Below are 24,861 nucleotides of genomic sequence, written 5' to 3'. Positions count from 1 at the left end.
GGTGAGGCAACTCGGGCGGTGCTCCAGCGTGTTGACCGGAGTATGAGATCTCCTCTTCGATCCACCGTCCGCACGGCGGCGGCCTCGCTGCTGCTGGCCGCCGGGCTCCTGGCGGCGGGCACGCAGACACCGGCCGTCGCCGCCGTACCGCATGCGACCGCCGAGACCGCCGCCACGACCTCCGCCGGCGTCGGGACCGCCGAATACGACCTCGGGGACACGGCGTTCACCGATCCGGAGTCCGGCACGGTCAGCGAGGTGCGGGCCGTGGTGCACTACCCGCGTCATCTGACCGGGCGGCTGCCGCTGGTCGTCATGTCGCACGGCTCCTGGTACGCCTGCGACGACGCGGACGCGCAGACCTGGCCGTGCCCGGCGGGCTCGCACCCGTACCCGAGCTACCGGGGCTACGACTACCTCGGCCGCGCGCTGGCCGAGCGCGGCTTCGTCGTGGTCTCGCTCAGCGCCGACGCCATCAACATGACGTCCTTCGACTACGGCGACCGCGCCCGCCTGATCAATGAACACCTGCGGCTGTGGCGGGACTTGGCCAACGGCGGCGGCGCCCTGAAGGGCCGCTTCACCGACCCGGCGACCGGCCGCGCGGTCGCGCCCGCGTTCACCGGCCACGTCGACATGACGCGCGTCGGCACCCTGGGGCACTCGCGCGGCGGCAAGGGCGCCATGTGGCAGGCGTCCGACAAGCACCGCGCCGAGTGGCCGACGGGCGTACGGGTGAGGGCCGTTCTCGCGCTGGCGCCGGTCAAGTTCGACTACCCCGAGGGCGAGAACAGCGACACCCTCGACACGAAGGTGCCGTTCGCGGTCGTCACCAGTACCTGTGACGGAGCCGTCCACGAGCAGGGCCAGGAGTATCTGGACGACATCGCGGGCCTGAACACCGTGACGGACTTCTCCGTCTCTCTCCAGCACGCCAACCACAACTACTACAACCGGTCCTGGACCCCGCCGGCCTCGCTCGGCGAGGACGACAGCACCTGCCCGGCGCAGGAGTTGACCCCCGCCCACCAGCAGGACGCCCTCACCGCGTACGCCGTCGCCTTCTACCGCTACGAGCTGTACGCCGACCCCACCGGCCTCCCCGTCCTCACCGGCCGCCACCCCCTCCCCCACACCCCCGCCACCACCCGCATAGCCCTCCCCGCCCCCACCCCCTAGGCCCGGTCAGCGGCCCGCAACACGGCGCCGTACTTCACCAACCGGCGCCGGGACAGCAGCACCCCCAGCCCCCACAACCCGACGAAGAACGCCCAGACACCGCCGCAGACGAGCAACGGCCCCGCCGTGAACCCGAACTGGGACAGCGGGATCAGCAACGCCAGCGGCAGCAGCACTACTTGGATCAGGCCGCGCCTGCGATGGCCTCGCGCGTAGTCCACCTGAATACGCGCGTGCAGCAGCTCGACCTCTTCTCGCACCTCCGGCGACGGCCGCAGCCGCCGCCGTCCCGGCCGCATTCCCGGCAACTGGCCGCCGCGCAGTCCCTCGGGATACCGCGCGGCGGCCAGGGTCGCCCGTTCCGCCGCGTCCGCCTCCCGCCGGAACCCGAAATACGGATTCGGACTCCCCTTCGGCGATGTCGCCGCCATCCCCTCGTACCGGTAGCCGTACTGCTCGGCGACAAAGGCGAACGCCGCGAATCTCCGCCACGACCCCACCAGATTCCGCGCCTCATGCCGCGCCGCCCCCCGCGCCCCGTCCCGCATCAGCGCCTTGAGCTGAGCCTCCACGAACATCACGACCTCCGGCCTCCGTGGTCTGGCATGACCTTTTGTCCGGTCCCCGCCGGCGGACCCGCATCCGGGACTCGGCGGAACCATCCATACCGCAAGGATCTTCTTATAGCTTGGTCAAGAAAAAGTCATCTCTGAACGAAGCGGCATGAGTTCGTCATGCGGATGGGGGGCGAGCGTGGGCTCGTTGAAGTATCCGAACCTTGGCTTCGATCCGGCTCCGGGGGATCTGGAAACCGTCCGTCTGATGGTCTCCGCGGTGGGGCAAGTGGCCCACAATAGCGGCAGCGCCCAGAGCCAACTGAGCAAGATCGGCACCTCGGACGGTGTATGGGTGGGGAAGTCCGCCGATGCCTTCACGGAGTCCGTGGAAAAGATTCCGCCATATCTCAAGAAGGCCCTTGACGCGGTGAATTCGGCGCACCGGGCCCTGGCGGGCTGGGAGACCAGTCTGGACGGCTTCCAGTCGCGGGCCCGCGGGCTGGAGGAAGAGGCGGCTGCCGCGGCGCGGAAGGTCGACTCGACCAAGAGTTCCTTGACCGGTCTTCCCGCGGACACCTCCACGATGTCCGACACGGAGAAGGAAGCGCACGAGCGGGACAAGAAGGGCAAGCAGCAGGCGTACGACACGGCGCACGGCGAACTGGAGTCGGTCCGGGGGCGCGCCCGTACTCTGCACGTCGAGTACACCACCGCGGCCGACTCAACGGCGCGCGCGCTGAAGGACGCCACCGACGACGCCCCGCCGAAGCCGGGTTGGTTCGACAATCTGGTCGACAGCGTCACCGACTTCCTCGCCGACGCGTGGAACGTCCTGTCCGATCCGAACTTCTGGAAACTGGTCGGCGACATACTCGCCGACGTCGCGATGGTCATCGGCGTGATCTGCCTGGTCGCCCTCGCTCTCGGCACCGGAGTGGGGGCGCTCGGCCTGATCGGCTTCATCGTCGGCGTGGGCGCGCTCGCCGCGCACAGCGCCGCGATGATCGGCGGCGCCGAAGGTGTGACCTGGCAGACTCTGGCCTGGGACGCCGCGGGTGTGATCGCGGGCGGTATCGGTCTGGCGGGCGGCAGCATGATGAGGGCCGGGCGCGCGATGGTACAGGCGGGGCGTGAACTGCGGGTCGCGGAAGGCATCGTGGCGACGCTCGGCAAGATCCGGCCCGGCGCGCTGGGCAACATCGCCAAGATACCCAGCGGTGTCGCCAACACCCTGCGCGGTTTCAGCATGGCAGGGCAGGGCTGGACGTATGTGGCCACGGGCAAGGTGTTCGACTTCGTGGGCACCGTCACCGGCGCGGGCTTCGCGCTCGGGTCCAACGCGAACGACGGCCGGTGGACCGACGGCGACTGGAACATCTCCGACATCCCCGTAGTCGGGCCGATCGCCGGATTCGTCAACTACAAGGCGCCCGACAACAGTCCCACGGTCATGGCGCCCGGCCCGCTCGGCCCGACGTTCGACGTCCCCACGACCTTGACGTCAGCGGGCAACAGCTTCGCCAAGGGGCTGGAGCAGGGGCAGTACGGGACAGCGGCGTGAGCGGCCCGACTGCCCAAGGCACGGCAAAGGGCGCGGGGCGGGAGATCCCGTACGCGTTCGGATACCAGGTACCCGACGAGTTCATCCGGCTGCCGGAACCCACTGAGTCCGAAGGCTGGCACGAGGCGCTGGCCACGTTGATGCCCGACGCCGACGAGGAGCAACTGGCTTCTGCGGGAGCGCAGATGCGTGCCAGTCTGCCGGGTCTGGCCGCGGGCAGCGGGGACACCGTCGTCCTTACCGCGATGTGCCTGGGTACGGAGGACGTGGAGGGTGACGAACGCCTGTCGATGGGCCTGCTGGCCGTGACGGTACGGCCCAGCACGCACCGGGACCGGCTGCTCGCCGCCGAGGCGATCTTCCAGGCGGAGCAGCGCAAGCTCTTCGCACGCGAGGGCCGGCTTCAAGAGCTGAACTTCCCTCTGGGCAAGGGTGTGCAGGGCAGGCAGGACATCCTGATCGCCGCGAAGCTGCCCGCGGGGCCCGGCGTGATGTCGACCTCGCTGCGGCTGCTGACGCTCCCCGCGGGCATGGCCGCCGCGGCCGGAGTCGAGGATCCTACTGGCGCCGCGGCGACAATACGGCCGACGCTGCCCGTGGCGGCGCTGCAACTGATCGTCCCGGCGCCCCGCGACTACTGCGTCTACGTGACGATCTCGACGCCGTCGCTCTTCCTGCTGGACTCCTACAGCGGGCGGCTCGCACACATCGGGCGGACGTTCACCTTCAATCCGTCCCAGGAGCACGACGGTTGAGGCCGAGGCGCGGGGAGTGAGCCCGCGGGGCGAGCGGCGGACGGATTACTCGCCGCCGCCCTCGCCCGCCTTCTTGAGTTCGTCGAGGAGCTTCTGATCGATCTTGGCGAACTCCTCGGCGGCCTGATTCGCGAACTCCGAGACGCCCTGGGTGAGTTTGGAGAGCTGGCCGAATCCGTAGTCCCAGGAGTCGGCAAAGTCGTCACACGCCGATTCCAGGCCGGAGTGGCCGATCTCCTTGGTGTTGGCGTGCTTCATCTCCTTCGAAGCGCTCTTCATCTGGTCGCCGCTGGTCTCCAGCTTGCGTGCCATGTCCTTGACCTCGTCGCCCGCGAACCGCAGAAAAGACATCCGGCCCCCCGTCCGTATCGCGTCTTCGTGTTGCGCCTCTGCCGATTCCCAGAATAGGTCCAACTGCCCTGGCGCGGCGGTGAGCTCAGGGTTTGAGGAGGGCGTGGAGTTCGGCTTCGTAGAGCTGGGCGGGGTCGAGGGACATGCCGGTGAAGTGGCCGGCGGCTTCGAGGGAGAGGACGCCGTGGAGGCGGGTCCAGCAGGTGAGGGCGCGGTGGAGGGCGGTGGTGGGGGCGGGGTGGGGGTCGGCCCATGCGCGGCGGGTGGCGAGGTGGGTGTCGAAGGGGGTGACGGGGGCGGTGGCGTCGGGGTCGAGGGCGACGCAGGCGTCCAGGAGGACGGCCATGATCTCGGACGCGATGCCGGTGATGTCGTCGGGGGCGTGGTAGCCGGGGACGGGCGTGCCGTAGAGGAGGAAGTAGCGGTGCGGGTCCTCCAGGGCCCAGCCGCGCAGGGCGTGGGCGAGGGCCACCAGCTCGGGCCGGGAGTCGTAGGCCGAGGCGGCGGCGTGGACGCTGAGGAAGGTGTCGGCGAGGCTGCGGTAGCCGTCCCTGACCAGTTCGGTGATGAGTTCGTCGCGCCCGGCGAAGTAGCGGTAGAGCGCGGGGCCGCTCATGCCCATCTGTTTGGCGATGGCGTTGAGGGAGAGCGCTGAGGCGCCCGCCGTCGCGATCTGCTCCCACGCGTGTTTCTTGACCTCCTCGCGGACCTGGGCCCGGTACCGCTCGCGCGGGGTGCTGGTGGTCGTACCCGGTTCAGCCACTGGCCTTGCCTCCTTCCCGTACGACGTGCCCGTACGTCGTGCCCGCGTTCCCGTTAGTTAGAGGCTATCACGAACGCTATTGACACTCCCGATCGTGAGGTGTTAGAACTTCTAACGAACGCAAACGTCAGTAACGAGCAGCTCGCAGCGGAGGCCGCCATGAACACCACCGAAGAACTCACCGAGGTCGTCCTGCCCGGCAAGGTCGAGCCGGAGGGCCTCCAGGTCAGGCACGGCGCCGTCCCCACGCCGGGCCCCGGCCAGGTCGTGGTGCGGATGGAGGCCACCGGCGTCTCCTTCGCCGAGCAGCAGATGCGCAGGGGCCGCTACTACGACCAGCCGCCGTTCCCCTTCGTGCCGGGTTACGACCTGGTCGGCACCGTGCAGGCGGCGGGCGAGGGCGTCGGCACGGACCTGGTCGGCACGCGGGTCGCCGCGCTCACCAAGACCGGCGGCTGGGCCAGCCACGTGGTGGTCGACGCCGCCGACACCGTCCCGGTGCCCGAGGGGGTCGGCGCGGCGGAGGCCGAGGCGATGGTGGTCAACGGCGCCACCGCATGGCAGATGCTGCACCGCAAGGCGCGCGTCCGCGCAGGACAGACCGTCCTCGTGCTCGGCGCGAACGGCGGCGTCGGCTCCGTCCTGGTCGAACTGGCGCGGGTCGCGGGCGTCAAGGTGATCGGCACGGCGTCCGTACGGCACCACGACGCGCTCAGGGAGCGCGGCGTCACACCGGTCGACTACCGCGCGGGCGACGTCGCCGCCCAGGTCCGCGCCCTCGCGCCCGGCGGGGTGGACGCCGTCTTCGACCACGTCGGCGGCCGGGGCGTCGTCGACTCGTGGCGGCTTCTCGCGCCCGGCGGCACGCTCGTCTCCTACGGCACCGCGTCCACGCTCAACGACGAGGGCTCCAAGCAGTGGCCCGTGCTCAAGATCATCGCCCGCGTCTGGGTCTGGAACACGCTGCCCAACGGCCGCCGCGCCTACTTCTACAACCTCTGGGCCGGAAAGGCCCTGGCCAAGGACCGCTTCCGGGCCCGGCTGCGCGCCGACCTCACCGAGGTCTTCGCCGCGCTCCAGCGCGGCGACGTCACCGCCCGGGTCGCGGCCCAACTGCCGCTGGCACGCGTGGCGGAGGCGGTCCGGCTGGCCGAGTCGGGGACGGTCGCCGGGAAGGTCGTCCTCACGGCGTGACGCGCCCGCCGCCCCGGTCGAGCAAGGGCCCGGCCGGTCCGGCACCGGCACCGCCCCTCAACCCCGGCACCGGCACCGCCACCCACCCCGACCCCGCCACCGACGCACCGCTGACGCCCCGACGCACCGCTGACGCCCGGACGGGGTCACGGCATCGGCAGGGCATCGGCCTTGCGGAGCAGCAAGGCGCGTTCGCGGGTGTTGGGGCAGTGGCGGGCTGCGAGGTGGAGTGCGGCGCGGGCTTCGGCGGTGCGGCCGAGGCGGGCGAGGAGTTCACCCCGCACGGTGGGGAGGAGATGGGAATGGGAGAGGTGACCGGCGGCGGCGAGTTCGTCGACGAGGTCGAGGGCGGGCTGCGGCCCGTGGGCCATCGCGACGGCGACCGCGCGGTTGAGGTCCACGACCGGCGAGGGGGCGATACGGCCGAGGGCTTCGTAGAGCACGACGATCCGTTCCCAGTCGGTCGCGGCGACGGAGGGCGCGGAGGCGTGGCAGGCCGCGATGGCCGCCTGGAGGCCGTACGGGCCGAGGCCGCGCCCGACGGTGGAGGCGCGTTCGAGAGCCGCCCGGCCACGGCGGATCGCCGAGCGGTCCCACAGGCGCCGGTTCTGGTCCTCCAGGAGTACGGCCTCGCCGTCGGGGCCTGTGCGGGCGGGGAAGCGGGCGGCGGTCAGTTCGCAGAGGGCGAGCAGACCGTGCACCTCGGGCTCGCGCGGCAGCAGGGCGGCCAGTACGCGGGTGAGCCGGATCGCCTCGTAGGCCAGGTCGGGGCGGAGGAGGTCGTCGCCGGACGTCGCGGTCGACCCCTCGGTGAAGATGACGTAGAGCACGCTGAGGACGCCGCCGAGCCGTTCCCGGCGTTCCTCGGCCGGGGGCAGGGCGAACGGGACCTCGGCGGCGGCGATCGTACGTTTCGCACGGGTGATCCGCGCCTGGACGGTCGGCACCGGCACCAGGAAGGCGCGCGCGATCTCCTCGCTGGCCAGGCCGCCCACCGCGCGCAGGGTCAGGGCCACGCGGGCCTCGGGCGAGAGGACCGGATGGCAGGAGATGAACATCAGGGCCAGGATGTCGTCGTCGATACGGTCCGGGTCCCAGGGCAGGTCGGCGTCGGCCGCCGAGCCCACACCCGTATCCGGGCCCGCGGCCCTTCCCGTGGCGACGCCCGTACCCGCGTCCTCGGCCGCCTCCCCCGCGAGCAGCGCGTACCGCTGGTCCAGCGCCGAGCGGCGGCGGAAGGCGTCGATCGCCCGCCGCCGCCCGGTCGCGAGCAGCCAGCCCACCGGGTTCGCCGGTGTGCCGTCGCGTGACCAGCCGACCAGCGCCTCGGCCAGGGCCTCCTGCGCCACGTCCTCGGCCAGTTCGAAGTCCCCGGTGTAACGGGCCAGGGCCGCGACGACGCGGGCCGACTCGATCCGCCAGACGGCCTCGACGGCGCGGCGCGCGGCCTCCGTACTGCGGGGAGCCGGTCCGTCGGGAGCCGACCCGCCGGGGGCCGGTCCGCCGGGAGCCGACCCGCCCCGAGCCACCCCGTCAGGAACCGGTCCGCTCAGAGCCACCCCGTCAGGAACCGGTCCGCTCAGATCCGGCCCGTCAGGAACCGGTCCGCTCAGATCCGGCCCGCTCAGATCTGGCCCGTCCGCTCGCGCCACGCCCGCTCCTTGGTGATCCACTCGTTGTCCTGCGGGAACTCCTCGATGCTCGGCACCCGGCGCACCTCGCACTTCGAACCGGCGACGGCGGGCAGCCGCTTCGCCCACTCGACCGCTTCCTCCTTCGAGGCCACGTCGATCAGGTAGAAGCCGCCGAACAGCTCCTTCGTCTCGCCGTACGGGCCGTCGGTGACCACCGGCGCCTCACCGCTGAAGTCGACCACGACCCCCTGGCCCGGGTCGTCGAGCCCCTCCGCCGCCACCAGGACCCCGGCCCGGATCAGCTCTTCGTTGAACCGGCCGACCGTCTCCAGCATCTCGTCGAACGGGGTCTCCATCATCTTCGCGACGGACTCGTCCGTACCACGCATGATCAGCATGTACTTCGCCATGACGGCTGTCTCCACTCTGTTCTGTTCCGTGCGTTCAGCGCTGACGCGCTCCGGGGGCCGTTTTCCGACCCTCTCACCCCCAAGGTCGAACGGCGCGGGAGCGGATCGACACGGCGGCCGGATCGAATTCGGAGAATTCACGGGACCTGGCCGGAGGCCACCGCCAGGTCGGCGTCCGGGACCGGCCCGGCGTCGGTGTCCGCACCGCCGTGGGACGGCGTGCGGTACGCCCGCAGCGGCGCGTTCGTCGCGGCCACGGCCAGCACCGCCAGGACGGCGGACACCCCGCCGAGGACCAGGGAGAACGGGGCGGAGGTGGCCGAGGCCAGCAGACCGCCCCGGAAATTGCCGAGTTCGGGCCCCGCGACACCGATCACGTGCTCCACGGAGGAGACCCGCCCCCGGTACGCGTCCGGCGTCTCCCACTGGACCAGGGCGCTGCGCGTGACGACGGACACGGTGTCGGCGGCCCCCGCCGCGGCCAGGCAGCCGAGCGCCAGCCACAAAGGCCCCGCCAGCCCGAACCCGGCCAGCGCCAGGCCCCAGACCACGGCGGCGGAGAGCTGTACGAGGCCGCCGCGCCGCCAGCGGGTCACCGTGCCGGAGAGCAGACCGGCCGTGATGCCCCCGACCGCGACGGCCGAGAGGAACAGGCCGAGGGTCCGCGGGTTGCCGCCGAAGCGGATCTCGTTGACGAGGGGGAAGAGCGCCACGGGCATGGCGAGGAGCGTCGCGGCCAGGTCGGTGGCCATCGAGCCCCAGAGGGTGGGTCGGCGCAGGACGATCCGCCACCCGCCGCGCTCGGCACGCCGCCGCCCGCCGCCCTTCCCGAGCGCGCGCCCAAGCCCACCGCCCTTCGCGCGCCGACGCCAGCCACCGCCCCTCTCGGACGCCGTCCCCTCACCCCCCTCCGGCCGCATCGCCGGCAGGCGAATCACCGCGAGCATCGAGACCGCCATGGCCACGGCCTGCATCCCGTACGCGGCGGGGAAATCCCAACGGGCGATGATCAGTCCGGCCGCGGCGGGCCCGGCCAGCATCGCGGCCTGGAAGGAGACGTTGGTGAGGGCGAGACCGGCCGCGACCTGGTCGCCGGGCAGCAGCCGGACGGGAAAGGTGCGCCGGGCGGGAGCGCCGAGCGCGCTGAAGACGGTGGCCAGGGCGACGAGGGCGAGCAGGAGCAGGACGTTCCTGTTGTGGGCCAGGGCCTGGGCGCACAGGGCGGCGGCGACCAGGAGTTGGCCCGTGGTGGTGGCGCGTACGAGCGCGCGGCGGTCGACGGTGTCGGCCAACGCGCCGCCGAGCAGCCCGAAGAGCAGCATCGGCAGGCCGGTGGCGAGCCCGATCGCGCCGGTGCCGACCGGGCTGCCGGTGAGGTCCCAGACCTGGGCGAGGACGGCCACATTGGCTATCTGGCCGCCGAGTTGGGAGACGGACGTGCCGATCCACAGATCGCGGAAGGGCTGACTGCCGCGCAGCGGACGGGTGTCGAGGAACCGGACGCGTATCCGTCCGCTCACTTCGGCGGCTCGACAAGGCGGTTGAGGATGCGCTGGCGCATCGACCGGTGTTCCAGCGCGCGCCGCACCTCCTCGACGACGGCGGTCATGGCGTACGGCACCTCGGCGTCCAGTTCGGCGACGGTCTCGTGGGTGGCGCGCCACTCCGCCTCCAGGAACGGTACGAGCGACCGGCCGCGTTCGGTCAGGTCGATCCGCCGGGTGCGGGCGTCGGGGCCGGGCTCCGAGGTGACCAGGTCCTCCTTGCGCATGGCGGCGACGGTCTGGCTGATCGCGGAGTGCGAGCGGTTCAGGGACTTCGCCAGCTCGCGGATGGTCAGCGGGCCGGTGTGCGCGAGCCGGATCAGCGGATACGCGAACCGGGGCCGTACGCCCGTGATGCCGCGCTCGACGTAGAGCTGCTCGATCTCGGCGTCCATGGCCGCCAGCAGCTCGTGCAGGGTGTGCCAGGGGTCGGGGAGCGCGGTGGGATCAGAAGTTGTCACAGCGCTAATATAACAGCGCTGCGACAATTGCGGAGGCTACGGCTCCGGGCGCGCCGGGGCCAGCCGCGAAGTGGCCCCCGGACCCCGGAGATCGGGGCGGCTTTCCCTTGCCCGAATCGACATTTCGTGGCTCCAGCCGACCGCCCGTACGGTCCCTGGCATGGACAGAAGCTTTCAGACGGCGGAAGAACTCAGTGCCGCCCTGCGCGCCGGTGACGTGACCTCGGCGGAACTGACCGACGAGGCGATAGCCCGTATCGAGCGGGACGACGAGGCGGTCAACGCGATCTGCGTGCCGGACTTCGACCGTGCGCGGGCCGCCGCGCGGGAGGCCGACGCGGCGCGGGCCCGCGGCGAGGACCGGCCGCTGCTCGGCATTCCCGTGACGGTCAAGGAGTCGTACGACGTGGCCGGGCTCCCCACGACCTGGGGCATGCGGCAGCACCGGAACCACTTGCCGGCCGAGGACGCGGTGCAGGTGTCGCGGCTCAGGGCCGCGGGCGCGGTGGTGCTCGGCAAGACCAATGTGCCGGTCGGGCTCCAGGACATCCAGAGCTTCAACGAGATCTACGGCACCACCAACAACCCGTGGGACCACGGCCGCACGTCGGGTGGCTCCTCCGGCGGATCGGCGGCGGCCCTCGCGTCCGGCTTCGGCGCGCTGTCCATCGGCTCGGACATCGCCGGTTCGCTGCGCACCCCCGCGCATTTCTGCGGGATCTACGCGCACAAGCCGACGCTCGGGCTGGCGGCGAACCGCGGCATGGCCCAGCCGCCCGCACCGGCGCTGCCGGTCGACCTCGACCTCGCCGTCGTCGGCCCGATGGCGCGCTCCGCGCGCGACCTCGCGCTCCTGCTCGACGTCATGGCAGGGCCCGACCCGCTGACGTCCGGTGTGGCGTACCAGGTGAGGCTGCCGCCCGCGCGCCACGAGCGGCTCGGCGACTTCCGGGTCCTGGTCCTCGACCAGCACCCGCACATTCCGACCGGGGCCGCGGTACGGGCGGCCGTGGGCCGGGTGGCCGACGCCCTGGCCGACGGCGGCGCCCGCGTCGAACGGCACAGCCCGCTGCTGCCCGATCTGGCCGAAGCCGCGGTGGTCTACACACAGCTCCTGATGTCGAGTTCCACGGCGCACTTCCCGGTCGAGGCCCAGGAGCAACTACGGGCCCTCGCAGCCGAATTGAGCCCGGACGACCAGAGTCTGGAGGCGACGCGGCTGCGCGCCATGGTGTTGAGCCACCGCGACTGGCTCGGCGCGAACGGCCGCCGCGAGCTCCACCGGCACGGCTGGCGGCGGTTCTTCGCCGAGTTCGACGCCGTGGTCTGCCCGATCACGCCCACCCCCGCCTTCCCGCACGACCACGGCCCCGATCCGAGGCGACGCCGGATCGACATCGACGGCGCCGGGTACCCGTACTTCGACCAGCTCGTCTGGGCCGGTCTGCCCACCATGCCCGGCCTGCCCGCCACCGCGATTCCGGCGGGCCGGTCCCCCGAGGGCCTGCCGGTGGGCGTCCAGCTCGTCGGCCCGATGTTCGAGGACCGCACCCCGCTGCGCCTGGCCGAACTGCTCGAACCACTGACCGGCGGCTTCCACCCCCCGACATAACCCCGCCTCAGCGGGCCGGGGTGGTGGGGTGGTGGTCGGGCCAGGGGAGGGCGTAGGCGGGGGTGGGGGTGGCGGGGCGGGTGAGGCGGGTGAAGCGGAGGAGTTCGCGGACGATGCCGGCGGTGCCCATGGCCCAGCCGGGGTGGGGTTCGAGGGTGCTGGGGGTGGCGCGGTGCTCGATGTTGGACCAGCGGGCGCCGTCGCGGTCGCGGGTGGCGCGGGAGGAGAGGTCGGCGGCGAGGAGTCGGGCGAAGTCCGGGGGGTCGCCCTGTTCCGCCAGCCGGTCGCAGGCGAGGGCGAGGACGCCCGCGGTGCCGCAGCAGCGGCCGTTGTTGTCCCAGAAGCGGGGCCGCAGGCGGCGGGGCAGGCCGGAGTGGGTCACGGTGTGCCAGCAGCGGTCGGCGAGCGCCTGCCAGGCGGCGGGCTCGTCGAGGACGTCCCGGAGCAGCCGGAAGACCTGGGCGTCACCGGCCGGTCCGTGACACCAGCCGTAGCTGTAGCGCTCGATGAGTTCGGGCCGGTCCTGCGGGTCGGAGTGGGGTACGAGGAAACCGTCCGGGCCGTCCTCGTCGCGCGCCACGACGTCGGCGGCGCCCGCCCGCGCCAGCTCGACCAGGTCGGTGCGGCCGGTCGCCGAGCCGACGCGGGCCAGCGCGTACACGATGCCGAGCGTGCCGTGCGAGATGTGGTGCAGGCGCGGGGCCGCGTCGGTGCGCACCTCCCAGTGGACGCCCGCCGGGGTCTCCTCGGCCGTCCGCAGATACGGCTCCACGGCGAGCACGGCCAGGTCGGCGTCGCCCATCGCCGACGCGCCCAGGCCGATACCGGCGTTGCCGCCGAGGAGTTCGAACAGCACGCCCCAGCGCGTCCCGTCGAAACGGGAGCGCACCAGGTCCAGGGCCCGCGCGGCGCCTGCCGCAGCCTCCGGGGCGCCCAGTTCGTCGTGGACGGCCCGCAGCGCGAACGCCATGCCGGTCAGGCCGAAGTACAGCGAGCTGCCGTCCCAGCCGTCGACGGCGGCGGAAACACTACGGGCGGCGCGCACGGCCGCGTCGCCGTACCGGTCGTCCGCGAAGTGCCGCCGCGCTTCGAGGAGTACGGGGATCACACCGGCCGTACCGCTGTAGAGCGAGGCGTTCGGCTCGTCGTCCGAGGGCGTGGTGGTCCAGGCGAGCCCGCCGTCCTCGCCCTCCCGCGCGTTCCCGAGCAGCCAGCGCAGCGCGTCCGCCGACAACTCCTCGACCTCATCCGCTGTTACGTCTGTTGTGTCAGCCGTCATCACACCCACTTTGGCACGCTCTCGCTACGGGGCCGCTTCCAGGGGAAGGGGGAGGTCGAGTTCGGCGCGGAGCGTCTTGCCGACGGGGTCGCGGGGGAGGACCGACCAGCGGGTGGCGAGGGCTTCGACCAGGAGGAGGCCCCGGCCGGAGTCGGAGAGCGGGGAGGCGGGACGGAGCTGGCCGGGGTCCGGGGGACGGCGTTCCCCGCGGGCGTCGGAGACGTCGATACGGAGCAGGGTCGCCGTGAGGCGGATACGGAGTTCGAAGTCGCGCCCGGCCACGCGGCCGTGGGTGGCGGCGTTGGTCGCCAGCTCGGCCACCAACAGGGCGGCCGTCTCGGCCAGTTCGGTGCCGTGCGCGACACCCCACAGGTGGAGCTCGTTCGACGCCGCGTGCCGCGCCAGCCGGGCCCCGCGCCGCGTGGCGCTGAACCGCTGGCTGAACTCACGTTCGGTCACGGGGAGTTCGTGCATCGTTGGTGCTGTCATACCGCCCAATGTGACCCCGGCCCCGCCCCTCCCACCAGGGTCCCGCCGCGTACGCTGCGCCAGCGTACGCGCACCAACCGTAGACAGTACCCGTCACCCCCTGTGAGCATTGTCCGACTCGATGTGGTCAAACGGGCGGGCGCGCGGGAGGTGGCCGAGGATGGCCGATGGCATGGACGGTGCGGGAGAGGCGGAAACTTCCGCCGGTACGGGTGCCGGCACTCCCGGCAGCGAGCCCGAGACCTCGGACAGCTTGCGCACCTTCGGTGCGTTTGTCCAGGCACTCCGGGAACACGCGCGCCTCAGCCGCGAGGAGTTCGGCAACCAGGTGCGCTTCTCCAAACACACGATCGCCTCGATCGAGCAGGGGCGACGCATGCCCGACGCCGACTTCGTGGACCGCGCCGAACCGGTTCTCGGCAACACCGGGGCCTTACGCAAGGCCCACCAACATCTCGGGCGGCAGCGCGGATTGGCCAGTTGGTTCCGCCAGTGGGCGCGGCTGGAGAAGAGCGCGATCACCCTGTACACGTACGAGAGCCGCATGCTTCCGGGCCTGTTGCAGACCGAGGCATACGCCCGAACGTTGTTCAACGGCCTCCTGCCTCCGCTGACGGACGGCCAGATCGAAGCACAGTGGACGGCTCGTGCAGAACGTCAACGCCTGCTCGCGAATCGGCCGAGCACCGCCTTCAGCTTCATCCTCGATGAGCACCTGTTTCTCCGGCAGACAGGCGGCCCCGACCTCACGCGAGAGTTGATCGACCACATCCTGGAGCTGTCCGAGAGGCGGAACATCGAGGTGCAAGTGCTGCCGTTGACCACGGGGGTCCACGCAGGACTGAACGGGCCCCTCGTGCTTCTGGAGACGCCGGACAACCGATGGCTCGCCTACGTCGAGGGGCAGGAGACAGGACACCTGGTCTCCGACCCGAAAGGGGTCAGCATCCTCCAGATGCGGTATGCAAAACTGCGCTCGCAGGCCCTCACCCCAGAGGACTCCAGGGGCCTGCTGGAGCGATTTCGAGGAGAACTATGAGCACCCCCGAACTGGCCTGGTTCAAGAGCAGTTACAGCAGCGGTTCTGGCGACAACTGCATCGAGGTAGCGGCTACTTGGCACAAGTCCAGCCACAGCAGCGGCAGCGAAGGTGACTGCGTAGAGGTCTCGGCCTGCCCGAGCACCGTCCACGTGCGGGACTCGAAGGACAAGGAAGGGCCCCAACTCGCCTTCTCCCCCGCCCAGTGGGCGGACTTCCTGAGCTTTGCGAGCCAACTCTGAGGCTGGCGGGGTAGGAGGAGGCCATGAAGGTCGGATTCGCACTGCCGCAGTTCAACAAGCAGGCTTTCGAGGTCGCGCGGGCCGCCGAGTTCGCGCGCGGGATCGAGTCGGCGGGCGGAGCCAGCCTGTGGGTGGGCGACCGGAATCTGGCCGCCGTCGATCCGAGCGTCGGGTACGGCGGCGGGAGCACGATTCCGCCGGAGTTGAACGCGGCGGCCGATCCGTTCGTCCTGCTCGGCGTGGCCGCGAGCGCCACCGAGCGCGTCCTGCTCGGCAGCCACGTACTGGTGGCGCCGCTGTATCCGCCGGTCCAACTGGCCAGGTCGCTCACGACCGTTGACCTGATCAGCGGGGGACGCCTGCTCGCGGGGTTCGGCGTGGGCTGGTCGCCGGAAGAGTACGAGGCCGCGGGCGTGGACTTCGCCACGCGGGGCGCCAGGATGGACGAGACCCTGGACGTACTCGAAGAGATCTGGACGAAGGACCCGGCCGGGTACAGCGGGGCGCGGTTGTCGGTGCCGCTGCACCACGCGCCGCTGAAGCCCGCGCGGCGGCCCCGGCCGCCCGTGTACCTGGGCGCGCGCTCGGGGCGGGCGCTGCGCCGGATCGGGGAACGCGCCGACGGCTGGCTGCCGGTGTGCGTGGTGCCGGGCTTCGTGGACTTCGACGGCATCGTCCGGCAGCGAGCGCGGGTGGACGAGGCGGCGCGGACGGCGGGCCGCGATCCGCGCGTCATCGACGCGGTCTTGCGCGTCAACATCGAGGCGGGCACGTCCACGGAGCAGGTGGTGACGGTGATCAAGGCCGCGGGCGAACGTACCGGCATCGACCATGTGATGGTCGACACGATGTACAGCGACGCGGGCGTCGACCAGTCCGTGGAGCGGGCCTTGGCGATCCTCGACGGCGTCCGCGCGGGCTGATCCGAGGAGCCGGTACCCCGGCCGGGCGCCGTACGTCGCCCGGCCGCCGGTTCGTACCCTCGTGAGCTCGCGGGCCCGCGGGCTCAGAGGATCTGGATGCTCTTGACCCGCGGAGGGCGGTTCGGGAACGTGATGTCGGTCCAGCGGTTGATCCGCACCGAGTCGCCGTTGACGTCGTAGTAGATCAGGTCGTTGTTGCCCGTGACGATCCGGTCGACCCACCAGCCGCCGAAGTCGGTCCGGCCCGAATTCGCGTAACAGTCCACGCTGTCACGGCCGTTGAGGTGCGAGTAGATCTTCAGGTAGTCCGCGCCGCCGACGCACTCGACGTGGTCGATGGCGAAGGCGGGGCCGCTCGGCACGGCGACGGTCAGCGCGGCGGCGGCGGCCAGCGCCATGGTCATCGAGCCGATGACCTTCTTGGCTTTCGAGATCACGCAAATCCCCTTCACACGGAGCCCGGCACCCGGCCCGACTCGCTCGCTTCTCCGGGCCGGACAGCGGCCCGCCGCTGATCCTGGCGTGATGCCTCTGGCAAATGCGGCAAGCGGAGCGATGTCGTCGGTTTTTGACTCGATCGAGCGAAGGTGTGTTTGTTCCGGGCGCGATTGGTTACGGGGCGGGCTCGGGGCGGGGGCGGTCCGTACGCGCGTAGACCAGGGCGGCTTCGGTGCGGTTGCGGACGCCGAGCTTCTCCAGGATGTGGGAGACGTGGACGGCGACGGTGCGGTCGCTGATGTAGAGGGAGCGGGCGATCTGGCGGTTGCTCTCGCCGCGGGAGAGCAGGGCGAGGACCTGGGCCTCGCGTTCGGTGAGGTCGAGGCGGGCCTGGGCGGCGACGGACCGGGTCGTGGGGTCGGGCGGCCGGGTGAGACGGCCGCGGGTGGCCAGTTCGTGGGCGAGGCGCAACAGCGGTGCTGCGGACAGGGGTTCGGCCAGGCCGAGGCAGGCGGCCAGGGCGCGGCCCGCCTGTTCGCGGCGGCCCGCGCGGATCGCGGTCCCGGCCTCGCGCAGGCGTGCGTACGCCTCGCGGTAGGGCTGGTCGGCGGCGCGCCAGGCGTCGGCGACCTGCCGCCAGGTCGCCCGGTCGTCGGAGCCGTCGGCGCGGGAGTGTTCGGCCGCGGCGAGGGCGCCGAAGGCGGCGACGACGGGTTCGCCGCAGTGGCGGGCGGCGATGGCGGCGGCGCGTTCGGCGAAGGTCACGGCGGAGCCGTCCCAGGCGGCGGGCAGGCCGTGGGGGCGTACCGGGCCCGGCAGCAGGGCGAGTTCGGCGGCGAGGCGGGCGCCGTCGGCGAGCAGCCGGATCTCCTCCTCGGCGAGGGCGCCGCCGCCGACGGCCCGCAGGCCGTGCAGGACGTGGTCGGCGGCTGTCGCCAACTCCCCCGCGTCCAGAGCCTGTTCGGCCTGGCAGGCGTGGCAGGGGCCGAGCAGGCGGGGGTCGTCGGGGGCTTCGGCGAGTACGGCGGTGAGTTCCGCGGTGCGGCGGCGGTCGCCGCGGGCGACGGCCAACTCCAGTTGGAGCAGGTGCAGATAGCGGGTGATGTGGGCGCTGGACTGGCCGACGAGTTCGGCCAGGAGCTGGTCGGCCTCCGGCCAGCGGCCGGTGGCGACGAGGACCGCGGCCGTGTTGAAGTCCAGGACGGCGGTGAGCGGGGGCGGCGCGCCGAGTTCGCTGGCCGCGCGGCGTCCGGTCAGGGCCACTTCGCGCGCCTCCGCGAAGCGGCCCCCCGTACAGAGCAGGTACATGTGGTTGCTGGCCGCGCGCAGGACGTCCTCGACGGAGTCCGTACGGCGGGCCAAGTCGCGTGCGGCGCACAGGGCTTCGAGGCCCGCCTCCAGGTCGCCGCGCTGGGCGCGGACGATGCCGAGGGTGGTGAGGGCGTGGGCGTGCTCGGCGAGGGCGCCGATGCGCTCGGCCATCCGTAAGGCCCGTTGCGCCAGCGGCAGCGCGCCGTCCGGGTCGCCGACCTGGACGCGCATGTCGGCCGCCGCCGCCAGGACTCTGGCTTCGAGGGCGCCGGTCGCCTCGGGCGCCGTGGCCAGGAGCCCTTGCGCCTCTTCCAGTGCGGCGATGGCGCCCCAGGGGTCTCCGGCCTCGCGGCGGTAGGCGCCGAGGCGTTCGAGCAGGCGGGCGCGGTCTTGTGCGTGTGCCTGTGCCTGCGCTTCTGCGTGTGCTTGTGCGTGTGCCTGCCCTTGTACGGCGGCTGCCGCGTGGCTTCCGTCGGCGCGGTACGCCTCGGCCGAACGCGGGCCGTGACGTGGTGTGTTGAGGGTGGCCGGGCCGCCGCCCGCCGACAGGGCCAGCGCGCGGGTGACGTACTCCGTGGCGCTCTGGGGCTCGCCCGCGTAGCTGGCCGCGCGGGCGGCCTCCGGCCAGAGAGAGGTGGCGGCGGCCTCGGAGAGGTGGTCGGAGAGGGTGACGGCGAGGGCGTAGAGGCGGTGGGCCTCGGGGTACGCGCGGGCGTTGACGGCGAGGCGGGCGGCCGTCAGGGCCGAAGTGGCCGCGCGGGCGGGGCAGTCGGCGAGGTGCCAGTGCCGGGCCAGGAGGGCGGGGTCCGAGGCGGTACGGGCGGCGAGGGCGTGCGCGTAACGGCGGTGCAGGCGGCGGCGCTCGCCCGGGAGCAGATCGGCGTACAGGATCTGGCGGATCAGGCCGTGCGGGAGGGCGTAACCGTCCTCGGTGGAGGTGAGCAGGCGCTGCTCGACGGCCCGGCGCACGGCGGCCAGCAGCGTTCGCTCGGGTAAGGGGACGGTGGCGGCGAGGAGTTCATGTGTCATGCCGTCGTCGGTCACGGATATCTGGTCGATGACCTCGCGGACGTCGGCGTCCACGCAGCTCACGCGGGCGAGGACCACTTCCGCGATGGACGCGGGCGGCCAGGGGCGGGCCGCCCGCGCCAACTCCTGTGCGTACAGCGGGTTTCCCTCCGCCGCCGATACGGCCCCCGCCACGTCGGCGGCGTCCGCGTCGGCCGGGAGCAGCGCGGTCACCAGCTCGGCGACCTCCGCGTCCGCCAAGCCGCTCAGCCGCAGCCGCGTCACCCTCGGACATCGGCCCAGCTCCGCGAACCAGCGCCGCGCGTCCGCCGTCAGCTCCTCCTCCCTCACCGTGGCCACGATCAGCACCGGCTGTCGTCTCAGCCGCACCGCCAGAAACGCCAGCAGATCGCGCGTGGACGCGTCCGCCCAGTGCAGGTCCTCCAGCACCAGCACCAGCGTCGTACGCGCCGACATCTCCCCCAGCACCCCCAGCACCCGCTCGAACACCCGCTGCCGCGTGGCCGGCCGCCCCCCACCGAACGCGTACGCCGCGCCCCGTCCACCAGCCGGCCCGGTCTCAGCCCACCCGTCAAAGCCCCCGCGCCCGCGCGCAGCACCCCCGGCTGCGGGCGCGGGGCCACCCCCCGCATCGCCGGACCCCCTCCCCGCGCCGGAACGGCCGCGCCCACCGCCCACACCGTCCGCCACCGGGCCGCCGTCCGACGGACCGGCCGCACCCCCGAAGCTCCCCGGCGAACGCGCGCCGCCGTCCGGCGAGGGTTCGCGCTCGTGGGGAGCGGCACCGGGGGCGGGGTGGGGGGCCGCGCCGGAGGCGAAGAGGTCGCGGAGGGCGGCGATGAAGGGGCCGTAGGCGAGGGTGGGGCCGGTGAGGGGGACGGAGTCGCCGGTGCGGAGGTGGGCGTGGCGGGGGGCGGTGGTGACGAGGGTGGCGAGCTCTTGGACGAGGCGGGTCTTGCCGAGACCCGCCTCGCCGGTGACGAGGAGGAGTTGGGCCTGGCCGGCCGCCGCGCGGTCGAAAGCGGCGACGGCGGCGCGCTTCTCGGGGTACCGCCCGACGAAGGGCGCTGACTTGGTCATGTGCGCAGTGTGAGCACGCGGCAGCGGTGTGTCGACGGCGAAGCGAAGAAGCTGCCATCGGGGGCGGAGCGAAACCGGCCCATTTTCATCGTGGCTGGTACGGGCGTTCCGCAAAGGCCGCGTGAAGGTTTGGTGCCTGGTGGCGGACGGTGTTCGCTCACCGGACGCGGCGGGAATCCGGCGCAATTCCCCGCGCCGCGCCCCGGCGGCGGTCTCGTATCTGTCGCAAACAGAAATCCGTGAAGTCCCCGGCCGTACACGGGTATACGCCGAAAAGGGGTCACCCGGCGGTCGTGGACGAGTACATCTAGTCAATTCCCACATACGCGCCTACGTCATGTTGCAGACGTGCGCGAGCGCTTTACCACCGCATAGTTGGCCCGGTTCGGCCCGGCGGCCAGCCGCGGCCGAAGACCGCTCGACGGAACCGGGAGGAGGAAACCCCATGAAGAAGATGTCGATCCGCAAGGCCGGCACCATCCGCCTGACCAGCTCCGCGTACTACTGCTGCTCGGCCCTCTAGCAACACCGCCGGAGCCGGGCCCTGTTGACCACTTCGCGCAGGCCCCGGCTCCGGTGACCGGCTCCGGTCACCGACTTCCCCGTAGAGAGGCACCCCGCATGACCGTGACCTCGTCGGACGGCACCACGACCGCGCCGGACGGCGGCGGCGGCGCGGTCCTGCTGCACAAGCTCACGATGATCCCCGAGGACGACGGCGTGATGGTCGGCCGTCCGGACACCGCCTCGTACGCCGTCTTCCCCGAGGAGGGCGCTGAGGCGCTGCGGATGCTGGAGGCCGGGGTGCCGGTGGCCGAGGTGGCCGCCTGGTACGAACGGACCTGCGGCGAGCCGCTGGACGTGGACGACTTCCTCGACGTCCTGGCCGATCTGGGGTTCCTGCGCGGGGACGGCGAGGACGAGCCGGCCGGCCCGGTGCGCTGGCAGCGGCTCGGCGCCTGGACGTTCTCCTGGCCCGCCTGGCTGGTCTACCTCGCGCTGATGGTGACCGCCGCCGCCTGGATGATCAGGGACTCGTCGCTGCGGCCCTCGTACCACGACGTGTTCTTCACCGACCATCTCGCGCTCATCCCGATCGCCCTGACGGTCGTTCAGATCCCCTGCATCCTCGTGCACGAGGGCTATCACGCCCTGTCCGGGCGGCGGTTGGGGCTGCCGTCCACGCTCACGATCAGCCGCCGGCTGTACTACCTGGTCGCCGAGACCCGGCTGGACTCGCTGTTCAGCGTGGAGCGCAAGCGGCGCTATCTGCCGTTCGTGGCCGGGATGCTGGCCGACGCCGTGCTGATCTCGGGCCTGACGCTGCTGGCCGTGGCGCTGCGCGGACACGGCCCCGCGTGGCTCTCCGCCCTGATGCTGGCGATCTCCTTCACGTGTGTGATGCGGCTGCTGTGGCAGTTCATGTTCTACCTGGAGACCGACCTCTACTACGTCCTCACCAACGCCCTGCGCTGCTCCGACCTCCAGAACGCCGCCCGCTTCCAGGTGCGTACGCTCTTCCGCCGCTGGACGCGCAGGCCGCCCCCGGTGGCCGACCCCGACGCCGAATGGTCCGACCGCGACCGGCGGATGGCGCGCTGGTACGCGCCGATGCTGGTGGTCGGTTACGGATTCTCGCTCGGCAGCCTGCTGTGGGCGGGGATTCCGACCACCGTGCACTTCTGGTCGCAGATCAACAACCGCTTCAGCGATTCCGGGACGGCCACCAGCGGGATTCTCGACGCGATCAGCTTCGTCGGCCTCACCGCACTCCAGTTCGGGCTGCTGCTTTACGTGACAGTACGGGACCGGCGCGCCGCGAAGGAATCCCGTGGGGATTCGGAACGGGAAGAGGAGCAGGGCCCGAACGGCCAGGAGCCGGAAATCGCAGGCGTCGCTTAAAGCACGCCTTTCCTCTTGGAGCGCTCGGCTCGCTTCCCCCGCTTTGTTCGCTCACCACGCTTTGTTCGCTCGCCCCGCTTTGTTCGCTCGCCCCGCTTTGTTCGCTCGCCCCGCTCGGCTCGCATGAACTCCACGAACCTCAGGAACTCCCAGGAACTCCAGGACCACAAGGAGCACTTCATGACCTCGTCCCCGCCTCGGCACTGCTGGGTCGCCGCCACCGGCACCGCCGCCGACCCCGCCGACCCGGCCGGTTCCGTCACGTACGGCGACCTCCCGCCCGCGCCCGAGCCCGACATCGACGTGCGCTGTCACCGCCGGCTGCGGGGCCCGTACACCGGGGGCGGGGCCCTGCTGCGCGCGGTGATCCCCGAACTGGCGGGCGAGCACGACGAGTTCATTGCCGCGCGGGCCACCGAGGTGATCTCGCTGGCACCCGACCTGGCACCCCGGGTGCCGATCGCGCCGCAGACGCTGACCGCACTCGCCAGCCGCGCCGAGCGCACCCGCTTCTACTCCGTCGCCCGTACGCTGCGCGTCTCGCACGGCGTCGCCGAGCTGCTGACGGACTGGGCGCGTACCGTCCGCCCCGGCGGTACGGTGATCCGCTTCCGTGAGCTGGACGACGCCGACCCCACCGACCGTGAGCTGGTCTCCGTCCTGCTGCGGCGCTGCGACCCGACCGTCCTGCGGCTGGTCGTGGAGACGGACGGTCTCGCCGACGACGAGTTGGGGCAGGCGCTGCGCACGTACGCCGACCGGGCCGCGCCGGAAGCGGCCGGGACCCCGGACGAGCGGCCTGCCGAGCGGCCGGACGAGCACCTGGACGAGCACCTGGAGGGCGCCGATCTCGCGCAGCTCTTCATCGACGCGGACGGCACCAGCAAGGACCCGCGACTGATCGCCGCCTACGAGGCGTTGGACCCGGCCGAGCGGGCCGCCCGGCACAGCGCCCGCGCGGAGCTGCTGGCCGAACGCGCCGAGCCGGGTGTGTCGTTGGGCGCGCACCTGTACCACCTGGAGCACGGCACCGACCCGGCGGCCGGGGCGGGCACCGCCTTCGTGGACGCCTGCGAGTCCTGCTTCGACAGCGGCTTCTACGAGGCGGCGCTGGAGATCTCGCAGCGCGGGCGGGCGCTGTTCGGCGACGCGCGGCCCAAGCCGTACTGGAACCTCACCAACAAGATCGGCGCGTGCCTGTCGTATCTGCGGCGCGGCGAGAAGGGCTTCTCGTACTTCGCCGAGCTGCGGTCGGGCAGCACCGAGCCCGAGATCCACATGAATAGCTGCTACATGATGGCGATGCTCTACACCCGCCACCTGCCCAAGGGCATGCACGACGAGATGCGGGCGCTGGAGTGGGTCAACACCGCGATCGCCATCGCGGACTGGAACCCGGACCCGCACCGCCGGGTCTTCGTGGGCGCCTTCATGCGGAACGCGAAGGCGCTGGTCGAGCTGCACCGCGCCGACCTGGACGCGGCGCTGGCGCTGGTCAACGACGCCATCGCGATGACGGACGAGGATCTCGGCCCGGACGAGCAGCTTCTGCACCGCTCGGTGCTGCGCTACAACCGCGCGCAGATCCTGGCCGCGCGCGGCGACCACGAGGGCTCGCTCGCCGACTACGACCTGGTGATCAGCCGCGACCCCGACTACGGCGACTACTACTTCGAGCGGGCCGGAGGGCGGCGCGCCAACGGGCAGTTCGACGCGGCGCTCGCCGACTACGCCGAGGCGATCCGGCTCAGCCCGCCGTTCCACGAGGCGCACTTCAACCGGGCCGATCTGCTGCGGGAGTTGGGCGACGAGGAAGCCGCGCTGCGCGATCTGGACTACGCGGCGATCCTCGACCCCGGCCACGTCGACACCCTCGTCAACCGGGCCGACCTGCTGATGGCGCTCGGGGAGATCGAGCAGGCGACAGCGGACGTCGAGGCGGGCCTCGCGCTGGACTCCAAGAACGCCAACCTGCTGTGCGCGCAGGGGACTCTGCTGGCCGAGTCCGAGCAGGTCGACGCGGCCTTCACCAGTTTCACCGCCGCCCTGGAGTCCGACCCGTCGTTCGTGGCCGCCTGGGTCAACCGGGCCGTGCTCTCGTACTCCGCCGGGCGGCTGCCGGAGGCCGTGGACGATCTGGACCACGCGATCGAGCTGGCCGACGACCCGGTGCTGCGCGGCAACCGGGCGCTGGCGCTGTACGACCTGGGCGCGTACGAACGGGCCCTGGCCGACCTGGACATCGCGATCCCGGCGCTCGCCGACGAGGACCCCGACCTGCTCTACCGGCGCGGCGCCGTACGCCTCGCGCTCGGCGAGACGGACGGCGCCTTCGCCGACTGGCGCGACCACCTGGCGGCCTACGGGGAGGGCGACGCGTCGCCCTTCGTGGAGGAGATCGCCGAGCGGATGCGGGAGTTCGTGCCGGGCGACGGGGAGTCGGCAGCGGGCGGCCGGGAGTCGGTACCGAGCGGCCGGGAGGGCGCGGCGTGACCGCGTCCGCCGAGGCGCCCGCCTCCGTACCGGAGTTGGAGGCGGGTGTGGGGCCCGGGCTCTACCGGGCGGTGATGCGGCAGCACGCGAAGGGCGTCGCCGTCATCACCGCGGGCGAGGACGCCGGGCCGCCGGTCGGCTTCTGCGCCACCTCGCTGACGTCGGTCTCCCTCGACCCGCCGCTGGTCTCCTTCACCGTCGGCCTGCACGCGGCGTCCTTCACCGCCGTGGAGAGCGCCCGCCATGTCGCCGTCCACCTGCTCGCCGAGGGCCAGGAGGAGACCGCCCGGCGCTTCGCCCACGGCGGGGCCGCGAAATTCGGGGCGGCCACCGCCTGGCACCGGGGGCCGCGCGGCCTGCCCGTGCTGGACGACGTCCTCGCCGCGCTGATCGTCTCCCTCGTCCAGCTCGTGCCGGTCGGCGACCACGCCCTGGCCATCGGCCGGGTCGTCGAGGCCACCCACGCGCCCTCCCCCGCCCGGCCGTTGATCCACCACGACGGCGCGTTCGTCCATCTGGCCCTTCCCTAGGGTGTGTTGACGGCCCGGCGAGATGACGCCGCGGGCTCCCCGTCCACCGTGCGGTGGACAGCGGAGTACCCGTACGGTCGTCCCG

At 72.2% G+C, this 24,861-nt stretch carries 22 protein-coding genes; 11 read left to right on the top strand and 11 right to left on the bottom strand.

What is annotated here, in order from left to right; all coding sequences use genetic code 11:
* The first annotated feature begins 42 nt into the window (after positions 1-42).
* Complete coding sequence (locus tag ACZ4EF_RS01630; RefSeq protein ID WP_467502211.1) at positions 43-1,179, top strand: alpha/beta hydrolase; 1,137 nt, start codon at positions 43-45, stop codon at positions 1,177-1,179.
* Here ACZ4EF_RS01630 and ACZ4EF_RS01625 read toward each other — a convergent pair.
* Positions 1,176-1,757 carry a hypothetical protein gene (locus tag ACZ4EF_RS01625; RefSeq protein WP_467502209.1) on the bottom strand — a complete coding sequence of 194 codons (582 nt, stop codon included), beginning with the start codon at positions 1,755-1,757 and terminating at the stop codon, positions 1,176-1,178. The genes ACZ4EF_RS01630 and ACZ4EF_RS01625 overlap by 4 nt on opposite strands.
* 145 nt (positions 1,758-1,902) lie before the next feature.
* Between ACZ4EF_RS01625 and ACZ4EF_RS01620 the strand changes: the two genes are divergently transcribed.
* Positions 1,903-3,297, top strand: coding sequence for a putative T7SS-secreted protein (locus ACZ4EF_RS01620; RefSeq protein WP_467502207.1), 1,395 nt, complete (start codon positions 1,903-1,905; stop codon positions 3,295-3,297).
* Positions 3,294-4,052, top strand: coding sequence for a hypothetical protein (locus tag ACZ4EF_RS01615; protein ID WP_355336374.1), 759 nt, complete (start codon positions 3,294-3,296; stop codon positions 4,050-4,052). The genes ACZ4EF_RS01620 and ACZ4EF_RS01615 overlap by 4 nt, the downstream gene beginning before the upstream one ends.
* Before the next feature lie 45 nt (positions 4,053-4,097).
* Here ACZ4EF_RS01615 and ACZ4EF_RS01610 read toward each other — a convergent pair whose 3' ends face one another.
* A complete protein-coding gene (locus ACZ4EF_RS01610; RefSeq protein WP_355336373.1) occupies positions 4,098-4,403 on the bottom strand; it encodes a hypothetical protein in 306 nt (101 codons plus the stop codon).
* Between the two features lie 85 nt (positions 4,404-4,488).
* Positions 4,489-5,166, bottom strand: coding sequence for a TetR/AcrR family transcriptional regulator (locus ACZ4EF_RS01605; RefSeq protein ID WP_467502205.1), 678 nt, complete (start codon positions 5,164-5,166; stop codon positions 4,489-4,491).
* A 159-nt stretch (positions 5,167-5,325) separates the two neighbouring features.
* Between ACZ4EF_RS01605 and ACZ4EF_RS01600 the strand changes: the two genes are divergently transcribed.
* Entirely contained in the window at positions 5,326-6,360 is a 1,035-nt protein-coding gene (locus tag ACZ4EF_RS01600; protein ID WP_355336371.1) for a medium chain dehydrogenase/reductase family protein, read from the top strand.
* Between the two features lie 146 nt (positions 6,361-6,506).
* On the opposite strand, the gene ACZ4EF_RS01595 is transcribed toward ACZ4EF_RS01600, so the two are convergent.
* The 4 genes from ACZ4EF_RS01595 to ACZ4EF_RS01580 all read right to left on the bottom strand — a co-directional run bounded on the left by ACZ4EF_RS01595 (position 6,507) and on the right by ACZ4EF_RS01580 (position 10,409).
* The gene (locus ACZ4EF_RS01595) at positions 6,507-7,889 is read right to left on the bottom strand and encodes an RNA polymerase sigma factor (RefSeq protein WP_467502202.1); all 1,383 of its coding nucleotides are present in this window, start codon (positions 7,887-7,889) and stop codon (positions 6,507-6,509) included.
* A 95-nt stretch (positions 7,890-7,984) separates the two neighbouring features.
* A complete protein-coding gene (locus tag ACZ4EF_RS01590) occupies positions 7,985-8,404 on the bottom strand; it encodes a YciI family protein (protein ID WP_188285869.1) in 420 nt (139 codons plus the stop codon).
* A gap of 137 nt (positions 8,405-8,541) precedes the next feature.
* A complete protein-coding gene (locus ACZ4EF_RS01585) occupies positions 8,542-9,924 on the bottom strand; it encodes an MFS transporter (RefSeq protein ID WP_467502200.1) in 1,383 nt (460 codons plus the stop codon).
* On the bottom strand, positions 9,921-10,409 hold the full coding sequence (locus tag ACZ4EF_RS01580; protein WP_355336369.1) for a MarR family winged helix-turn-helix transcriptional regulator: 489 nt from the start codon (positions 10,407-10,409) through the stop codon (positions 9,921-9,923). The genes ACZ4EF_RS01585 and ACZ4EF_RS01580 overlap by 4 nt, the downstream gene beginning before the upstream one ends.
* Before the next feature lie 160 nt (positions 10,410-10,569).
* On the opposite strand from ACZ4EF_RS01580, the gene ACZ4EF_RS01575 reads away from it, so the two are divergent.
* Positions 10,570-12,021 carry an amidase gene (locus ACZ4EF_RS01575; RefSeq protein WP_467502198.1) on the top strand — a complete coding sequence of 484 codons (1,452 nt, stop codon included), beginning with the start codon at positions 10,570-10,572 and terminating at the stop codon, positions 12,019-12,021.
* A gap of 7 nt (positions 12,022-12,028) precedes the next feature.
* Here the strand turns inward: ACZ4EF_RS01575 and ACZ4EF_RS01570 are convergent, their stop codons facing one another.
* Positions 12,029-13,300, bottom strand: coding sequence for a lanthionine synthetase LanC family protein (locus tag ACZ4EF_RS01570; protein WP_467502196.1), 1,272 nt, complete (start codon positions 13,298-13,300; stop codon positions 12,029-12,031).
* A gap of 24 nt (positions 13,301-13,324) precedes the next feature.
* The gene (locus ACZ4EF_RS01565) at positions 13,325-13,789 is read right to left on the bottom strand and encodes an ATP-binding protein (RefSeq protein ID WP_355336365.1); all 465 of its coding nucleotides are present in this window, start codon (positions 13,787-13,789) and stop codon (positions 13,325-13,327) included.
* A gap of 160 nt (positions 13,790-13,949) precedes the next feature.
* Here ACZ4EF_RS01565 and ACZ4EF_RS01560 point away from each other — a divergent pair, with 160 nt between their 5' ends.
* Genes ACZ4EF_RS01560 through ACZ4EF_RS01550 form a run of 3 tightly spaced genes read left to right on the top strand, consistent with a single transcriptional unit; the run spans position 13,950 to position 15,993 of the window.
* The gene (locus tag ACZ4EF_RS01560; protein ID WP_402710596.1) at positions 13,950-14,828 is read left to right on the top strand and encodes a helix-turn-helix domain-containing protein; all 879 of its coding nucleotides are present in this window, start codon (positions 13,950-13,952) and stop codon (positions 14,826-14,828) included.
* Positions 14,825-15,070 (top strand): DUF397 domain-containing protein, encoded by a 246-nt coding sequence (locus tag ACZ4EF_RS01555; RefSeq protein WP_355336363.1) that lies wholly within the window; start codon positions 14,825-14,827, stop codon positions 15,068-15,070. The genes ACZ4EF_RS01560 and ACZ4EF_RS01555 overlap by 4 nt, the downstream gene beginning before the upstream one ends.
* 23 nt (positions 15,071-15,093) lie before the next feature.
* Entirely contained in the window at positions 15,094-15,993 is a 900-nt protein-coding gene (locus ACZ4EF_RS01550; RefSeq protein ID WP_391162541.1) for a TIGR03619 family F420-dependent LLM class oxidoreductase, read from the top strand.
* 83 nt (positions 15,994-16,076) lie between these two features.
* Here ACZ4EF_RS01550 and ACZ4EF_RS01545 read toward each other — a convergent pair whose 3' ends face one another.
* Both ACZ4EF_RS01545 and ACZ4EF_RS01540 read right to left on the bottom strand, forming a co-directional pair.
* Positions 16,077-16,430: a beta/gamma crystallin domain-containing protein gene (locus tag ACZ4EF_RS01545; protein ID WP_355336359.1), complete on the bottom strand. Its 354-nt coding sequence runs from the start codon at positions 16,428-16,430 to the stop codon at positions 16,077-16,079.
* Between the two features lie 175 nt (positions 16,431-16,605).
* Positions 16,606-19,851, bottom strand: coding sequence for a helix-turn-helix transcriptional regulator (locus ACZ4EF_RS01540; RefSeq protein ID WP_467502193.1), 3,246 nt, complete (start codon positions 19,849-19,851; stop codon positions 16,606-16,608).
* Positions 19,852-20,472: 621 nt separating this feature from the next.
* Here ACZ4EF_RS01540 and ACZ4EF_RS01535 point away from each other — a divergent pair.
* The 3 genes from ACZ4EF_RS01535 (at position 20,473) to ACZ4EF_RS01525 (ending at position 24,776) form a co-directional block, all read left to right on the top strand.
* On the top strand, positions 20,473-21,753 hold the full coding sequence (locus ACZ4EF_RS01535) for a hypothetical protein (protein WP_355336355.1): 1,281 nt from the start codon (positions 20,473-20,475) through the stop codon (positions 21,751-21,753).
* Positions 21,754-21,876: 123 nt separating this feature from the next.
* On the top strand, positions 21,877-24,246 hold the full coding sequence (locus ACZ4EF_RS01530) for a tetratricopeptide repeat protein (RefSeq protein ID WP_467502191.1): 2,370 nt from the start codon (positions 21,877-21,879) through the stop codon (positions 24,244-24,246).
* A 74-nt stretch (positions 24,247-24,320) separates the two neighbouring features.
* Positions 24,321-24,776: a flavin reductase family protein gene (locus ACZ4EF_RS01525; RefSeq protein ID WP_467502623.1), complete on the top strand. Its 456-nt coding sequence runs from the start codon at positions 24,321-24,323 to the stop codon at positions 24,774-24,776.
* The last annotated feature ends 85 nt before the right edge of the window (positions 24,777-24,861 follow it).

The organism is Streptomyces sp. NPDC025721, from assembly GCF_055558595.1.
The sequence above is the reverse complement of the archived record's forward strand: the minus strand, read 5'-3'. Positions and strand labels throughout refer to the sequence as shown.

Excerpts from the sequence above, each read along its gene's own strand:
- ACZ4EF_RS01540 (WP_467502193.1), bottom strand. The coding sequence starts at position 19,851 with ATGACCAAGTCAGCGCCCTTCGTCGGGCGGTACCCCGAGAAGCGCGCC.
- ACZ4EF_RS01560 (WP_402710596.1), top strand. The coding sequence starts at position 13,950 with ATGGCCGATGGCATGGACGGTGCGGGAGAGGCGGAAACTTCCGCCGGT.
- ACZ4EF_RS01550 (WP_391162541.1), top strand. The coding sequence starts at position 15,094 with ATGAAGGTCGGATTCGCACTGCCGCAGTTCAACAAGCAGGCTTTCGAG.
- ACZ4EF_RS01570 (WP_467502196.1), bottom strand. The coding sequence starts at position 13,300 with ATGACGGCTGACACAACAGACGTAACAGCGGATGAGGTCGAGGAGTTG.
- ACZ4EF_RS01590 (WP_188285869.1), bottom strand. The coding sequence starts at position 8,404 with ATGGCGAAGTACATGCTGATCATGCGTGGTACGGACGAGTCCGTCGCG.
- ACZ4EF_RS01625 (WP_467502209.1), bottom strand. The coding sequence starts at position 1,757 with ATGTTCGTGGAGGCTCAGCTCAAGGCGCTGATGCGGGACGGGGCGCGG.
- ACZ4EF_RS01610 (WP_355336373.1), bottom strand. The coding sequence starts at position 4,403 with ATGTCTTTTCTGCGGTTCGCGGGCGACGAGGTCAAGGACATGGCACGC.
- ACZ4EF_RS01600 (WP_355336371.1), top strand. The coding sequence starts at position 5,326 with ATGAACACCACCGAAGAACTCACCGAGGTCGTCCTGCCCGGCAAGGTC.
- ACZ4EF_RS01535 (WP_355336355.1), top strand. The coding sequence starts at position 20,473 with ATGACCGTGACCTCGTCGGACGGCACCACGACCGCGCCGGACGGCGGC.
- ACZ4EF_RS01575 (WP_467502198.1), top strand. The coding sequence starts at position 10,570 with ATGGACAGAAGCTTTCAGACGGCGGAAGAACTCAGTGCCGCCCTGCGC.
- ACZ4EF_RS01525 (WP_467502623.1), top strand. The coding sequence starts at position 24,321 with ATGCGGCAGCACGCGAAGGGCGTCGCCGTCATCACCGCGGGCGAGGAC.
- ACZ4EF_RS01565 (WP_355336365.1), bottom strand. The coding sequence starts at position 13,789 with ATGACAGCACCAACGATGCACGAACTCCCCGTGACCGAACGTGAGTTC.
- ACZ4EF_RS01555 (WP_355336363.1), top strand. The coding sequence starts at position 14,825 with ATGAGCACCCCCGAACTGGCCTGGTTCAAGAGCAGTTACAGCAGCGGT.
- ACZ4EF_RS01620 (WP_467502207.1), top strand. The coding sequence starts at position 1,903 with ATGAGTTCGTCATGCGGATGGGGGGCGAGCGTGGGCTCGTTGAAGTAT.
- ACZ4EF_RS01630 (WP_467502211.1), top strand. The coding sequence starts at position 43 with ATGAGATCTCCTCTTCGATCCACCGTCCGCACGGCGGCGGCCTCGCTG.
- ACZ4EF_RS01530 (WP_467502191.1), top strand. The coding sequence starts at position 21,877 with ATGAACTCCACGAACCTCAGGAACTCCCAGGAACTCCAGGACCACAAG.